The sequence below is a fragment of the Chryseobacterium taiwanense genome (assembly GCF_000813825.1).
Lineage (GTDB): Bacteria > Bacteroidota > Bacteroidia > Flavobacteriales > Weeksellaceae > Chryseobacterium > Chryseobacterium taiwanense.
On sequence record NZ_JWTA01000010.1, the window covers coordinates 86,078 to 101,017 of the forward strand.

The following is a 14,940-nucleotide window of genomic DNA, read 5'->3' on the forward strand; positions in this document are numbered from 1 at the left end:
TGACAGCACCCCTTTATTTCGACTGCAAAAGTATGGTTTTTTCTGTTTATGAGCAGATTATTTTAGTATTTTTTGTTTCTGATGTCTACATAGTAATAATTTTTACCATCTTTTGAAACTTCAAACATCCCTCCTAATTTCCAGCTGAAATTCAATTTAATGTCTTCATATTCGAAAGGAATCATGATCTTATTTTCTTTGTTAATCACCCCAAATTTATTGTTGGCAATCGCCACCACCATAGGTTGATCCAAATCATTTCCTTCCAACACATACAGCATTTCATATTGCGGAACGATCTGAAATTTAAAAGTAACTTTAGAATTTTTATAGAGGTTATTATCTCCCAATCCGAAAAGATATTTGTCTTTATAGACTCCGTATCTTTGTTTTACATAGGTATTCTTACATTTTCCTAGATCCGAATCTTTGTACTGATATACTTTTTTCCCAAAAACATCTATTCTATAGGAAATCTGTGCTTTTTCCACCGTAGCATATTCATTCGTTCCGTATTTTCTTACTTTTTCATTTGGAGAATTAAGCAGATTACAGTCTTCGGAAAAAAACATTCCAATATAGAATTCTGCAGGAATGATCACCTGTCCTTTCTGATTCACATATCCCACTTTACCATTCTGTTTTTTGGGAATAAGCAAGGGAATATCTCCGTATAACGAAATCAAATCGGGACGGTTCGGATTCATCCGGGCAAACTGGGTAGTTCCCGGAAATTGGGTTTCGCTGGTTGAAACCACATGACTAGACTGCGAAAAAGCCATACTAAACAGCAACGCAGCAAGGAGTTGATAAATATTTTTCATGGCATGTTTTTGTAATACGAAAATACGCATATTTTTTAACATTTGCACATCTCTTAAAAATCTCAGAACCCTATGAAAGTCAAAACATAATAGATTATTTAAAAATCATATTTATAAAGAATCTAAATAATTTCATTCTCATAAAAAATTAAAATTTCGTAATTTTGGGAACATTTTCAGGTGTTTGATATTATAAAAGCATCATAAAGAAATGATTTTTGACAAAAAAAGTCATAAAAACCATATTCTTTAGTAGGTTTTAACTCAATATCAATACTCCTTTTAAAAGAAATATAGGTTATAGCACAACGATTATAATCTATTTATAAAGATTGAAAAGACTTCTATTATTATGAATATGTATCAGGATTACATCCAAGAAATTGCAGAAAGAAAAAACCAAGGGCTACATCCAAAGCCAATTGACAGTGCAGAATTATTAAGCGAAATCATCGCACAAATTAAAGATACAGCTAACGAATACAGGGCTGATTCTCTTAATTTTTTCATTTATAACACTCTACCAGGAACAACAAGTGCTGCAGGTGTAAAAGCTCAGTTTTTAAAAGAAATCATTCTTGGTGAATCTGTAGTAGAAGAAATCACTCCTACTTTCGCTTTCGAATTGTTGTCTCATATGAAAGGTGGACCTTCTATCGAAGTTCTTCTTGATTTGGCTTTAGGAAATGATGAAGCGACTGCAAAACAGGCTGCTGAAGTTCTTAAAACTCAGGTTTTCTTGTACGACGCTGATACTGCTCGTTTGAAAGAAGCTTACGAATTAGGTAGTGCAATCGCTAAAGATATTTTGGAAAGCTATGCAAAGGCAGAGTTTTTCACTAAACTTCCTGAAGTTGCGGAAGAAATTAAAATCGTTACTTATATTGCTGCTGAAGGTGATATTTCTACCGATTTATTATCTCCGGGAAATCAAGCGCACTCTCGTTCTGACCGTGAATTGCACGGACAATGTATGATGTCTCCTGCTCAACAGGAAGAAATAAAAGCGCTTCAAGCTCAACACCCTGATGCAAGTGTAATGCTGATTGCTGAAAAAGGAACAATGGGAGTTGGTTCTTCCCGTATGTCTGGTGTAAATAACGTTGCTCTTTGGACAGGGAAACAGGCAAGTCCTTATGTACCTTTCGTAAACATTGCTCCAATTGTAGCGGGAACAAATGGTATTTCTCCAATTTTCTTGACAACCGTTGACGTAACCGGAGGTATCGGAATCGACCTTCAAAACTGGGTTAAGAAAACAGACGAAAACGGACACCCTGTTCGTAACGAAAACGGTGACATCGTTTTAGAAGAAAAATATTCAGTTGCTACAGGAACTGTTTTGACTATCAATACTAAAGAGAAAAAATTATACAACGGAGAGACTGAATTGAAAGATATTTCAAAATCATTTACTCCTCAAAAATTAGAATTTATCAAAGCGGGTGGTTCTTATGCTATCGTTTTTGGTAAAAAAATCCAGACTTTTGCTGCTAAAACTTTAGGAATTACAGCTCCTCTAGTTTTCGCCCCTTCAAAAGAAATTTCTATCGAAGGACAAGGATTAACTGCTGTTGAAAAAATCTTCAACAGAAATGCAGTGGGTGTAACTGAAGGTAAATTGTTACACGCAGGTTCAGACGTTCGTGTAGAAGTAAACATTGTTGGTTCTCAGGACACGACAGGTTTGATGACTTCTCAGGAATTGGAATCTATGGCTGCAACGGTAATTTCTCCAATTGTTGACGGAGCTTACCAATCAGGTTGTCACACTGCTTCAGTTTGGGATAAAAAAGCACAAGCTAACATCCCTAAATTAATGAAATTTATGAACGATTTCGGTGTAATCACAGCTCGTGACCCGAAAGGTGAATACCACGCAATGACAGACGTTATTCACAAAGTTCTTAACGATATTACGGTTGACGAATGGGCAATCATCATCGGAGGTGACTCCCACACAAGAATGTCTAAAGGGGTTGCTTTCGGAGCTGACTCTGGAACGGTAGCTTTGGCTTTGGCAACTGGCGAGGCTTCAATGCCGATTCCTGAATCTGTGAAAGTAACTTTCAAAGGAGATATGAAAGAGCACATGGATTTCCGTGATGTAGTTCACGCAACTCAAGCTCAGATGTTGAAGCAATTTGATGGAGAAAATGTTTTCCAGGGAAGAATCATCGAAGTTCACATCGGAACACTTCCTGCCGACCAAGCATTTACATTTACAGACTGGACTGCAGAAATGAAAGCGAAAGCTTCAATCTGTATTTCTGAAGACGATACTTTGATTGAATCATTGGAAATTGCGAAAAGCAGAATCCAGATTATGATTGACAAAGGAATGGATAATAAAAACCATGTTCTTCAAGGATTAATTAACAAAGCAAACAAGAGAATCGAGGAAATTAAGTGTGGTGATAAACCTGCTTTAACTCCTGATGCTAATGCAAAATATTATGCTGAAGTTGTTGTAGACTTAGATGTAATCGTTGAACCAATGATTGCTGACCCGGATGTAAACAATGATGACGTATCGAAAAGATATACTCACGATACCATCAGAGACCTTACATATTATGGAGGTGAGAAAAAAGTTGACCTTGGTTTCGTAGGATCTTGTATGGTTCACAAAGGTGACCTTAAAATTGTTTCTCAGATGTTGAGAAATCTTGAAAAGAAAAATGGTAAAGTAGAATTCCAGGCTCCTCTTGTGGTTGCAGCTCCTACTTATAATATCATTGATGAATTAAAAGCTGAAGGTGATTGGGAATTACTAGAAAAATATTCAGGTTTCGAATTCAACGATGCAGCTCCAAAAGGTGAAGCTCGTACACAATATGAAAACATGATGTATCTTGAGCGTCCTGGTTGTAACCTTTGTATGGGTAATCAGGAAAAAGCTGAGAAAGGAGATACTGTTTTAGCGACTTCTACGCGTCTTTTCCAAGGAAGAGTGGTTGAAGATTCTGAACGTAAAAAAGGAGAATCTTTATTGGCTTCAACTCCGGTTGTTGTTTTATCTGCTATTATTGGTAGAATCCCAAGTATTGAAGAATACAAAACAGCTGTTGAAGGAATTGATTTGACGACTTTCGTACCTTCGATTAAAGAATTGGTAACGGTTGGTCATTAATTTTTAGGCTAAACTTTAAATATAAAAGGAAGATTTCGAGAGAAGTCTTCCTTTTTTTATGGAATCAATTTTAATAAAAATTATGGCAAAGATTTACTTAAAAACATTTACCCTAAAATCAATCATATCACCCAAATCCGGCAATTAATTATTTCCTATTCTTTTATCAATTTGATATTTGATGTTCCTTTTTCAGACTGAACCGTAACAATGAATACGCCCGTACCCGAGGAGCTAACTTCAATTTGATTTTTTCCTTTTCCAGAGCCCACTCTTACACCTAACATATTATGAATGGCATAAGTAAACACTCCTTCAGCCTTAATTGTAAAAGTTTGACCAGCAGGATTCGGATAAATCACAGCATTAGCTGATTGCACATTCTGAGATGGATTTGCTCCCGCAGTAACTACATTTGGCTTTGTTTGCGCTGCCATATCTACTCCTAAATAAAAACTTGGATGAGGCGGCTGGTTGTAAGCCGAATTTTGCCATGCAATAGCCGTTCTATATTGAGTATCGTGCATCAAAGTATATAATTTATGGGTTGTGGCTATATTGGTCGTGTAAATTCTTAAAGAAGAATTATCTTCCTTACGAAATATCACTTCTTCTCGCCAATCGCCAAAAAGATCAGCACTTAAACATGGGGTAGCTTTTGTGGTATTGTTTGATGAATATCCTGTAGCAGTAAGTATATTAACGTTTTTCCCATTAATATAATCCCATTTATCTATTTTATTCGAATCTAATAATTCACGGTTCAAATCTCCATCCCACCAGATAGAAAAATTTTGTGTCGGTTTTTTATTGCTGATTAGATTTCCTTTGCAATCCATCAAATAGTTTACGCCATTTGCGCTTCCAAAACATTCATAACCTTTGTAACGTGGGTCAATATCTGCAGCATTACAACGTCCTATGTCTCCAGTTGAAGGTATTCCCCATAATGTAGCTCCTGTTTTTCCATCTAAAAAAACCAAGCCATTCGTTTTATATTTAGCAGGTTCTTCTAAACACTGCCATATTTCCATTCCAGGACGATCCGGATCCATATCAGTCATATGTAAAGCATCCCCATGACCTAAAGTATTAGCAAATAACAAAGTACCATCATCATCAATAGCACTGGAACCGTTAATTATTTCGTCTTTGCCATCACCATCAACATCGCCTACAGTCATTTGATGATTCCCCATGCCTGCTGCTGCAGAATTTCCAGAAGTACTGCTGTCAAAAATCCATCGTTGTGAAAGCTTACCGTTTCTCCAGTCCCAAGCCACACGTACGAGTCTTGTGTAATAACCTCGTCCCATTATTAGACTGGGTTTAGATCCGTCAAGATAAGCAACAGCGGCAAGAAAACGCTCAGAACGGCCTCCATAACTATCTCCCCAAGAAGATACGCTTCCACGTACAGGCAAATAATCGGTTGTAGCCATTGCTTTTCCTGTTTCACCATTAAAAATAGTTAGAAATTCAGGACCTGATATAACTGCACCATAAGTACTTGTTGATGTTGTACTTCCGTTTGGATTTCTGTAATCTGCTGCTGCATTTCCAATAACAACTCCAGCTCCATCTATGGTTCCGTCCGATGTTCTGCAAGCCAATTCTGCTTTTCCATCCGAATCCAAATCATACACCATAAACTGGGTATAATGAGCACCAGCACGGATGTTTTTCCCTAAATCGATTCTCCATAAACGTGTTCCGTCTAAGCGATAGCAGTCAATATAAACGTTGCCCGTAAAACCGGGCTGTGAATTGTCTTTTGAATTGGAAGGATCCCATTTTACAAACAGTTCGTATTGCCCGTCTCCATCTACATCACCAACACTGCAATCGTTTGCACTATAGGTGTAAGCAACGTTATCCGGGGTTGTACCCCCAGCCGGTATTTGCATAGGAATATCTAGATATTGATTAGCCCAAACAGTAGCAGATTCTGATGCAGGCTGTTCTACACCATTAATTATGGCACGAACGGTATAAGTTCCGTTGGTCGTAATATTGTGATTAAAATTTGTAGTAGTTGTAAAAGGACTTCCTGTTACTTTTACATTATTAAAATACAGGTTATAACTTGTATTGGGTTCTTCGGTTCCCAGCATTCTCCAGCCTACATACACCTGATTGGCGTTTAATCGCATGGCTACTAACCCCCGGTTAAGTTTTTCAACTGTACGTTGTGCGTTCATTTGTGAGGCTACTCCGAAGAGCAATAAAAATAAGATTCTCGATTTCTTAATTATATCAGCAATAGTGCTTCTAAGATTTACATACGGTTTTAGTTTTTTTTTGTTCATGGTTTTAATATTTGTTGGATGGTTTTTTGATGAAAATTAAATTGAAGCAAACACAATTCACTGAGACGTGATTACAATCATATGTAAAGCTACTTCAAAAAATATTTTTAATTACAATTAAAAAACAAAAAATTCACGAAAATTATAATTATATTATAGCAACAAACACTTTATCATTAAGATATTAATAATAGATAGCTGGAAATTAAAAAAATTAACATATAAGAAAAACCGTCACAATAAAGGACTTTTATAGTTTAAATCCCTAACAAAAAAAAACATATTTCAGTTATTTTTAAAGGCAAAATAAACACATGATGGCCATACCTAATTATAAATAAAATTTTTCTTTTTTAGAACCGTTCTATTTAAGGCTGTTAAGAATTATTTTAACCTATATCAATGTTAAAAAATCATTTTTTCCTTAACTTCATAGTCATAAAATATTTTAATCATTTATCATATTTATTCTTTACAAAAAGCGTAGGAATAGATTTTGATGTATTGTATTAGATAAAATTTCCGCTCACAATCACGGAAAAAACCTATTAAAAAGAACAAAAACTAAATTAGATATGACTTTTGATATTGATATGATCAAAAAAGTGTACGAGCGTTACCCGGAAAGAATTGCTGCGGCAAGACAAATCGTGGGAAAACCTCTTACCCTTTCAGAAAAAATTCTTTACACCCACCTTTGGGAAGGAAATGCTACACAAGCCCACGAAAGAGGAAACTCTTATGTGGATTTTGCTCCAGACAGAGTAGCTATGCAGGATGCCACCGCACAAATGGCACTTTTACAGTTTATGCAGGCAGGGAAAGCTAAAGTTGCTGTTCCTTCAACCGCTCACGCTGATCACCTGATTCAGGCAAGAGTGGGTGCACAGGCAGATTTACAGGAAGGTCTTAATAAAAACTCTGAGGTTTTCAACTTCTTAGGTTCAGTTTGCGATAAGTATGGTATTGGTTTCTGGAAACCGGGAGCAGGGATTATTCACCAAGTGGTATTGGAAAATTATGCATTCCCTGGAGGAATGATGATCGGTACAGATTCACACACGGTAAATGCAGGAGGTTTAGGAATGGTAGCGATTGGTGTAGGTGGAGCTGATGCAGTGGATGTAATGGCAGGAATGGCTTGGGAACTTAAAATGCCAAAATTGATCGGTGTAAAATTAACCGGTAAAATGAACGGATGGACTTCTGCAAAAGACGTTATCCTAAAAGTAGCAGGAATTCTTACTGTAAAAGGGGGAACAGGATGCATCGTAGAATATTTCGGAGAAGGAGCAGAATCTCTTTCAGCAACTGGTAAAGGTACTATCTGTAATATGGGAGCTGAAATCGGAGCGACAACTTCTACTTTCGGATATGATGATTCTATGAGAAGATATTTAGCAGCAACCGGAAGACAGGATGTCGTAGATGCTGCTGATAAAATTGCGGAACACTTAACAGGTGATGCGGAAGTATATGCAAACCCTGAACAATATTTTGATCAATTAATAGAAATCAACCTTTCCGAATTGGCTCCTCACTTGAACGGACCTTTCACTCCGGATTTGGCAACTCCGGTGTCTGAATTCAGAGCTAAAGCAGAAGCCAACGGATGGCCTCTAGAAGTAGAATGGGCATTAATCGGTTCTTGTACCAACTCTTCTTATGAAGATCTATCAAGAGCAGCTTCTATTGTTGAAGATGCCGTAGCAAAAGGAGTAAAACCAAAAGCGATCTTAGGAATTAATCCGGGTTCTGAGCAGGTGAAATTCACAGCAGAAAGAGACGGATTCCTGAATTCTTTCAGAAAATTTGAGAATGCAAGAATCTTTACCAATGCTTGCGGACCTTGTATCGGACAATGGGACAGAGAAGGTGCTGAAAAAGGAGAGAAAAACTCAATTATTCACTCTTTCAACAGAAACTTCGCGAAAAGAGCGGATGGTAACCCCAATACACACGCTTTCGTAGCTTCACCGGAAATGGTAGCTGCGATTGCAATTTCAGGAAGATTAGACTTTAATCCTATCACAGATACGTTAACGAATGAATCTGGAGAACAAATAAAATTAAACGAGCCAAAAGGGTTTGAATTACCGGAAAAAGGATTCGCAGTAGATGACAACGGATATCAAGCTCCATCTGAAGATGGTTCTAGCGTTGTGGTAAATGTAAGCCCTACTTCGGACAGACTTCAGTTATTGGAAGAATTCCCAGCTTGGGATGGTAAAAACATTACCGGAGCTAAAGTTCTGATCAAAGCTTTCGGAAAATGTACAACCGACCACATTTCTATGGCTGGTCCATGGTTAAAATACAGAGGTCACCTTGATAATATTTCAAACAACATGTTGATCGGAGCTGTAAATGCTTACAACATGGAAACCAATAATGTTAAAAATGAATTAACCGGAGAATACGGAGAAGTTCCTGCTGTACAGAGAGCTTACAAAGCTGCCGGAGTTCCTACGATCGTTGTTGGAGACCAAAACTACGGGGAAGGTTCTTCAAGAGAGCACGCTGCAATGGAACCAAGACACCTTGGTGTAAAAGCAGTACTGGTAAAATCATTTGCAAGAATTCACGAAACAAACCTTAAAAAACAGGGGATGTTGGGAATTACGTTCGCTAATGAAACCGATTATGATAAAATCTTAGAAGATGATACGGTAAACTTCTTAGACCTTGATCAGTTTGCACCTGGAAAACAGCTGACTTTAGAATTCGTTCACAAAGATGGAACTAAAGATATTATTGTAGCAAACCATACCTATAACGATCAACAGATCGAATGGTTTAAAGCAGGTTCTGCTTTGAATCTGATCAAACAACAAGAGAAAAATTAATTGTTAGATTTAATTAATCATAGAAAAAGCAACTTCAAATTGAAGTTGCTTTTTCATTTTATTTTGGTCAGAAGGTTCATTCTGAAACTCTCTCCTATCGGAATTTCCTGTTCAGAAATCAGAGTTACCTTTTTGCTTCCTAAATTTTTAATCTGATTTAAATTAATAATAAAAGATTTATGAATTCTCACAAAAGAATGATCAGGAAGTTGCTGTTCCATTGATTTCAAAGTATCCAAAACAATATATTCCTGTTCCGAAGTTCGGATATTTACATAGTCTTTGATACTTTCCACGTACAGAATATTCTCAAAATTAATCCTATGCTGCTGTCCTGAAGACTTTACAAAGAAATGAGCATCTTCCTTATTTTCATTAAAAACAAAACGTTCCTGAGCTTTTAAAGCACTTTTATAAAAACGTTCAAAGGAAATCGGTTTTAAAAGATAATCAACGATATTATGTTCGTATCCTTCCAAAGCATATTCGGAATAAGCCGTTGTCAAAACATACTTCAGCTTGTCCCCTAAAATTTTCATGAAATTGATTCCTGTCAGTTCAGGCATCTGAATATCCAAAAAAACAAGATCTGCTTCATTATTCTGAATAAATTCTAATGCTTCGATCGGATTTTCGGTAGAGAAAACCAATTCAAGAAAAGGAACTTTCCAGATATAACTTTCCAAAAGCGAAATCGCCAATGGTTCGTCATCTACCACAATACATTTAATTTTATTCATTTCGTAAATCAATCTTTAAATCTACGACAAATTCTGTTTCTGAATCTTTTATGTTCAGTTCATATTTTTTAGGATAAAGAATTTCCAGCCTCTTTTTCACATTCTCAATTCCAATTCCTGAAACGGAATCTTTCATTCTCTCTTTCTTATAATTTAAAAGATAAAAACGAAGAATCTGCCGCTCATCCGAAACCTTCATCTGAAAACCTTTGTCACGGAAGTCTCCATGTTTAAAAGCATTCTCCACAAAAGGAACCAAAATCATCGGGGAAATATTCAGTTTGGGATGATTAATGTTTTTTTCAAATATTAATAATTCAGGGTTTTTGATTCTTAATTTCTCCAAAGCTGTCAAACTATCAATATACCCGATTTCTTTATCTAAACTGATAAAATCTTTTTCCAGATCTTTGGTACTGTACCTCAACAACTGACTCAATTCTTCAAGGGCGGGTAAAGCTTTATCCGATTTTTGATAGACTAAAGAATAGATATTATTCAAAGAATTAAAAATAAAATGTGGATTAATCTGTGTTTTTAAAGCCTGTAATTCTGCATTTTTCTTCGCTTCCATCAAAGCCGTTTTTTCCTGCTCACTGTTGATCGAGTATTTTAGAAACCAAAAGGTAGTACTTATAAAAATCGTAGTACTGCTGTAAAAAATATTATCAAAGAAATAAAACATAAACGGAGTTTCCTCCGAATAATTCCTGATCCCGAAAAATCGCGGCAAAAACCATTCTTCCACCCCGTAACGCACCCCGACAAAACAACATGCACTGAGAAAGAAAACAATGACCGATTTATAGATCTTACTTCCTTCAAAAAATCTGGGAACCACTATAAAGTAATTGACATAAAAGCAGATAATGCTCGTAAAAAAGAACGTGACATTAAAGATATTATTCTTACTGTCGAAAGCTAAATACGGAAGAACCACCGATCCGGTAAGATAGATCGTCCAAAAGAAAAGGTGGAGATAAAAGAGCTTGCTTATTTTCATACAACAAAAATAAAGTTTAGTTCAAATTATTCCTCGAATAATCGACAAACCATTTCTTTTCTCCGATGAAAACAGATTAATCCTAAAAATATATCGTTTCATCTACCCTCTATTTTACAGCGATTTTTATACATCTACTTTTGAAACATCAAAAATCATTTATGAAAAAAATATTTTACTTAGTTCTTATTTTATTGTTCTCATTAGGATTCAGTCAACAAAAAATTAACGTGATCCTTATCGGAACCAATCATTTTAATAATCCGGGGCATGATGCTGGAAAACCTGTTGAAATCAAAATTCTGGAAAACCACAGACAAGAAGGGCTGGAAAGAATTACAAATAAGATTATCCAAAAATACAAGCCACAAAAAGTCTTTGTAGAATACCCTTCAGATCAACAAAAAACGCTTGATAAGTTCTACAATCTTTACAAAAACAATCAGGCTTATTATCAATCCGATACGTTAACAAAAGAATGGCAAAAGAGATTTTATAAGGAAAACGAAATTTTTCAGTTTGGATTTCGACTTGCCAAGAAATCTGCCAATCAAAAAATATATGCATTAGATTATGAATCTCCGATGAGGTTTGATCTTTTCACACAAAAAGCAAAGGAAATTTCAACTGTGAATCCTACAGCTTTTGATGATAGTGTGAAGAAATTAACTGAGAAAACCAATAAATGTATCACACAAAAAGAAATGGAAGATGTTTATAAATGTCTTAATTCTGCCGAAGATCTTAGGTTCAACAAAAGTATTTACATCAATACTTTCAACAGACTCAACAAAGAACCTGACTTTTACGGCTCTGATCTGGTTGCAGCATGGTACAAAAGGAATCTGATTATGTTTTCAGCTGTTCAAAATGCAGTTTCAGATAATGATAAAAACATTGTCATTCTTGTTGGGCAAGGTCATGCAGCGATGATGGAAGAATTTATAAGATTAGATAGCAGATTTAACCTAGTTACTGTAGAAGAAATATTCTAATTAAAAAATAATATACTATGAAAAAATCCCCCATTTTATTATTCTTTTTATTGTTATCATCCATGTTTTCTGCACAACAGTTTGAATTTAAAGATAAGTTTGATAATGCCGTTCCTGTTCTTAATGTTGCCACTTTTCATATGGGAGAAACCTCAGATGCAACGAGTACTGAATTTGATGAGCATAATCCCAACAATCAGAATGAAGTAAAAAAACTGGCAAAAAAGCTGGCAAAATTCAAGCCTACTATTATCATTATTGAAGATCTTCCGAAGAACGACAGTATACGCAACATCGATTATCTTAATTATATAAAAAATCCGGATACAAAGTTTAAGAATCCTGATGAAAGGGAACTTCTTGCCTATGAAGTGGGAAGATTAAGCGGAGCAAAGAAAATTCATGGAATAGATTATAAAGAAGGTTATAATTATAGAATTGAAAGTTTGGTTTCACAAAAAGTAGATAAAAAAACTACGGGAGATTACTGGACATTGATTGAGGAAAACGAGAAAATAAATCCGGAAACAGGAGTTCCGTTTCAGCAGTTATTTAAACTGAATAATCAGCCAAAGTATCTGGAAAGTTTAATCAACATCAATGCAGATATTCTTACGTATGTTTCATCAAAAGGTAAATCTGAAGGAGCAGATGAAGCTGCAAAATTTTACCATAGAAATCTCGTGATGTTCTCTAATTTAAATCAAATTCAGGTAGATAAAAACGATAGAATATTTATTTTGATGGGAGGAACCCACACCGCATTCTTCATGGATTTTTTAAGAAGAAGCCCTAAATATTTATTGGAAAACACTCTTGATTATTTAAAATAGCCTATTTAATGGAAATAATTTGTAACAAAATTCACTTTTCTTCGTCAAACTATATATAAATATCACAATGAAGAAAACAATATTCGCAATCTCACTATTAAGTTCCGGATTCATTTTTGCTCAGGAAAACAAAGATTCGCAAGTAAAAGAAAAAGAAATACAGGAAGTCACCCTTACTAAAACTAAAAAAGCCGTTGAACAAAAAGCGGACCGTACGATTTTTGATTTTTCGGAACAGCCAAGTCTTAATTCAGGTTCCTTAATGGAGGGAATCAAAAAGCTTCCCGGATTGGTTGCCTCAGAAATGGTAGGAATTATGTATCAGGGAAAACCACTGGATGTTTATATGGACGGAAGACCTCTGAATATTTCCAGCAATGAACTGAACGCCTTCATGGAAGGAATGCCTGCCAATTCTGTAGAGAGAATAGAAATCATTACTCAACCCGGCGCAGAATTTCCTGCAACTTCCGGAGGGGCTATTTTAAATATCATCACCAGCAAATCTGCAAAAAATTATCTTACGGCAGTATACAACGGAGGGTACCGTTTTTCAAACTATGATAAATACAGAAGCAGGTTTAATAATTCCCTTGCTTTAAACTCAAGAAACAAATGGTTTGGATGGCAAGTAAATTTGGGACAATATTATCGTGAAAGTTTATCAGATTCAGAATTTGATGCGTTAAGTAAAAACCATTCCAACTCTTTAGGAAGAACGTATTATATGAATTCTGCCTTTACTTTTGAACTTGGAAAAGACCGATTGTTGCTGAATTACGACATTAGCCACAACAATAATGGATCATCTATTACTTCAGATGAATTTTTAAATGGATTCACGAGAAGTAATTTCACCAGTGATACAAAGGGATTGAGACAGGAAGCTGCCGCTACGTATCAGAAAAAGTTTGAGGACAAAAACAAAAAACTGGATTTCAAATTCGTTTATACGAATAGTAATTCAGATTTTAATCAGCAAAGCACCAATAATGCTAATCTTCTGGACAATTCATCAAAATTCAATGTGTATAATTTCAAAATTGATTATTCGCAGCCTTTGAAAATTTTAGATGAAGGAAAAGTAAGCTTTGGAGGATTATTTGATCAGCAGGATTTCGAAACTAAGGACAAAAGTATTGTCAATTTAGATTATACAAGACAAACAACTTCTGGGTATGTAGAGTTTCAGACCAAGCTGAAAAAGTTTGATTTCATTGCCGGAGTAAGAGCTGAAAACTACAATATTACCGGAATTACGAGAATGTTTAATGATAATGATGAATTGGAGCAGAAAGATCTTAATGCATTCAAAAAATTCAAGGTATTCCCAAATGCAAGCATACAGTATAATCTGATGAAGCAGCTTTTCGTCAACCTGAATTACAACAAAAAGATCAGCTTACCAAGTGTGTCATTATTGAACCCCAACAACACGACTTTAAAAAACAATACGATTACGTCTAATGGAAATCCGAATCTTCAACCTACGATTTATGACAATGCAGAGTTTAAGATCAGTGCGTTTGATTATGCTTACATCAGCTATAATACAAGTTGGGTAAAAGATCAGATTGTTCAGAGGGTTTCCCGAGAAGGCGATCTGATCAGAAATGAACAGGTACAGGTAAACAGTTTAAGAACGCATAATTTCAGCTTTGGAATGCCGATTCCTTTTATGCTGTTCACTACTCCATTCAGCGAACTGATGAAGTTCAATGTAAATCCTGACAAAATGAATCTTTTATATGTTTATACAGGGTATCAGCTTCAGGAAATGCCCGATATTAAAACTAAAGGGTTCTGGATTTTCAGCTTGATGGGACAGTTTATTTTACCAAAAGATATCAGATTTCAGGCGAATTACAATATTATTCCTGCGAGAGGAAATTTCTACTACTTCGAGCTTGAAAAACCTCTTAACAATGCACTTGACATAACGATCTCAAAGAAATTCATGTCAGACAGGCTTAATCTTTCTGTATATGCAAGGGACATTTTCAATCAGAATAAGAGTGTGATTATCGCCCGTTCAACCGGAGGAAGTGTTTATACATCGAATAAATTTGACAGTAGAAGTTTCGGAATTTCTGTAAACTATAAAATTCCTACCAAAAACAAACTGGCAAAAGAGGATCCTAATATGATCAAAAATACAACGCAAAGTGAAAACAATGGCGGAGTGATGAACCAAGGACAGTAATACAATTAAAAACGAGTCAGCAAATATTTTGCTGACTCGTTTCTTTTAAAACAA

9 protein-coding genes are annotated in these 14,940 nt (G+C 35.5%); 5 read left to right on the forward strand and 4 right to left on the reverse strand.

Annotated features, from left to right (window positions below; genetic code table 11):
• Positions 1 to 62: 62 nt before the first annotated feature.
• Positions 63 to 824, reverse strand: a complete 762-nt coding sequence (locus RM51_RS12615; protein WP_052194330.1) for a WG repeat-containing protein — start codon at positions 822 to 824, stop codon at positions 63 to 65.
• A gap of 352 nt (positions 825 to 1,176) precedes the next feature.
• On the opposite strand from RM51_RS12615, the gene RM51_RS12620 reads away from it, so the two are divergent.
• A complete protein-coding gene (locus RM51_RS12620; protein WP_039369995.1) occupies positions 1,177 to 3,957 on the forward strand; it encodes a bifunctional aconitate hydratase 2/2-methylisocitrate dehydratase in 2,781 nt (926 codons plus the stop codon).
• A 155-nt stretch (positions 3,958 to 4,112) separates the two neighbouring features.
• Here RM51_RS12620 and RM51_RS12625 read toward each other — a convergent pair whose 3' ends face one another.
• Positions 4,113 to 6,266 (reverse strand): rhamnogalacturonan lyase family protein, encoded by a 2,154-nt coding sequence (locus tag RM51_RS12625; RefSeq protein WP_052248499.1) that lies wholly within the window; start codon positions 6,264 to 6,266, stop codon positions 4,113 to 4,115.
• A gap of 575 nt (positions 6,267 to 6,841) precedes the next feature.
• Between RM51_RS12625 and RM51_RS12630 the strand changes: the two genes are divergently transcribed.
• Positions 6,842 to 9,112 carry an aconitate hydratase gene (locus tag RM51_RS12630; protein ID WP_039369998.1) on the forward strand — a complete coding sequence of 757 codons (2,271 nt, stop codon included), beginning with the start codon at positions 6,842 to 6,844 and terminating at the stop codon, positions 9,110 to 9,112.
• Between the two features lie 53 nt (positions 9,113 to 9,165).
• Here the strand turns inward: RM51_RS12630 and RM51_RS12635 are convergent, their stop codons facing one another.
• Positions 9,166 to 9,852 carry a LytR/AlgR family response regulator transcription factor gene (locus RM51_RS12635; RefSeq protein WP_039369999.1) on the reverse strand — a complete coding sequence of 229 codons (687 nt, stop codon included), beginning with the start codon at positions 9,850 to 9,852 and terminating at the stop codon, positions 9,166 to 9,168.
• Positions 9,845 to 10,855: a sensor histidine kinase gene (locus RM51_RS12640; protein WP_039370003.1), complete on the reverse strand. Its 1,011-nt coding sequence runs from the start codon at positions 10,853 to 10,855 to the stop codon at positions 9,845 to 9,847. The genes RM51_RS12635 and RM51_RS12640 overlap by 8 nt, the downstream gene beginning before the upstream one ends.
• A gap of 161 nt (positions 10,856 to 11,016) precedes the next feature.
• On the opposite strand from RM51_RS12640, the gene RM51_RS12645 reads away from it, so the two are divergent.
• The 3 genes from RM51_RS12645 (at position 11,017) to RM51_RS12655 (ending at position 14,886) form a co-directional block, all read left to right on the forward strand.
• On the forward strand, positions 11,017 to 11,850 hold the full coding sequence (locus RM51_RS12645; RefSeq protein WP_039370006.1) for a DUF5694 domain-containing protein: 834 nt from the start codon (positions 11,017 to 11,019) through the stop codon (positions 11,848 to 11,850).
• Between the two features lie 17 nt (positions 11,851 to 11,867).
• Complete coding sequence (locus RM51_RS12650) at positions 11,868 to 12,683, forward strand: DUF5694 domain-containing protein (RefSeq protein WP_039370009.1); 816 nt, start codon at positions 11,868 to 11,870, stop codon at positions 12,681 to 12,683.
• A 67-nt stretch (positions 12,684 to 12,750) separates the two neighbouring features.
• Positions 12,751 to 14,886: an outer membrane beta-barrel family protein gene (locus RM51_RS12655; protein ID WP_039370012.1), complete on the forward strand. Its 2,136-nt coding sequence runs from the start codon at positions 12,751 to 12,753 to the stop codon at positions 14,884 to 14,886.
• Positions 14,887 to 14,940 lie beyond the last annotated feature (54 nt).

Excerpts from the sequence above, each read along its gene's own strand:
- RM51_RS12615 (WP_052194330.1), bottom strand. The coding sequence starts at position 824 with ATGAAAAATATTTATCAACTCCTTGCTGCGTTGCTGTTTAGTATGGCT.
- RM51_RS12620 (WP_039369995.1), top strand. The coding sequence starts at position 1,177 with ATGAATATGTATCAGGATTACATCCAAGAAATTGCAGAAAGAAAAAAC.
- RM51_RS12625 (WP_052248499.1), bottom strand. The coding sequence starts at position 6,266 with ATGAACAAAAAAAAACTAAAACCGTATGTAAATCTTAGAAGCACTATT.
- RM51_RS12630 (WP_039369998.1), top strand. The coding sequence starts at position 6,842 with ATGACTTTTGATATTGATATGATCAAAAAAGTGTACGAGCGTTACCCG.
- RM51_RS12635 (WP_039369999.1), bottom strand. The coding sequence starts at position 9,852 with ATGAATAAAATTAAATGTATTGTGGTAGATGACGAACCATTGGCGATT.
- RM51_RS12640 (WP_039370003.1), bottom strand. The coding sequence starts at position 10,855 with ATGAAAATAAGCAAGCTCTTTTATCTCCACCTTTTCTTTTGGACGATC.
- RM51_RS12645 (WP_039370006.1), top strand. The coding sequence starts at position 11,017 with ATGAAAAAAATATTTTACTTAGTTCTTATTTTATTGTTCTCATTAGGA.
- RM51_RS12650 (WP_039370009.1), top strand. The coding sequence starts at position 11,868 with ATGAAAAAATCCCCCATTTTATTATTCTTTTTATTGTTATCATCCATG.
- RM51_RS12655 (WP_039370012.1), top strand. The coding sequence starts at position 12,751 with ATGAAGAAAACAATATTCGCAATCTCACTATTAAGTTCCGGATTCATT.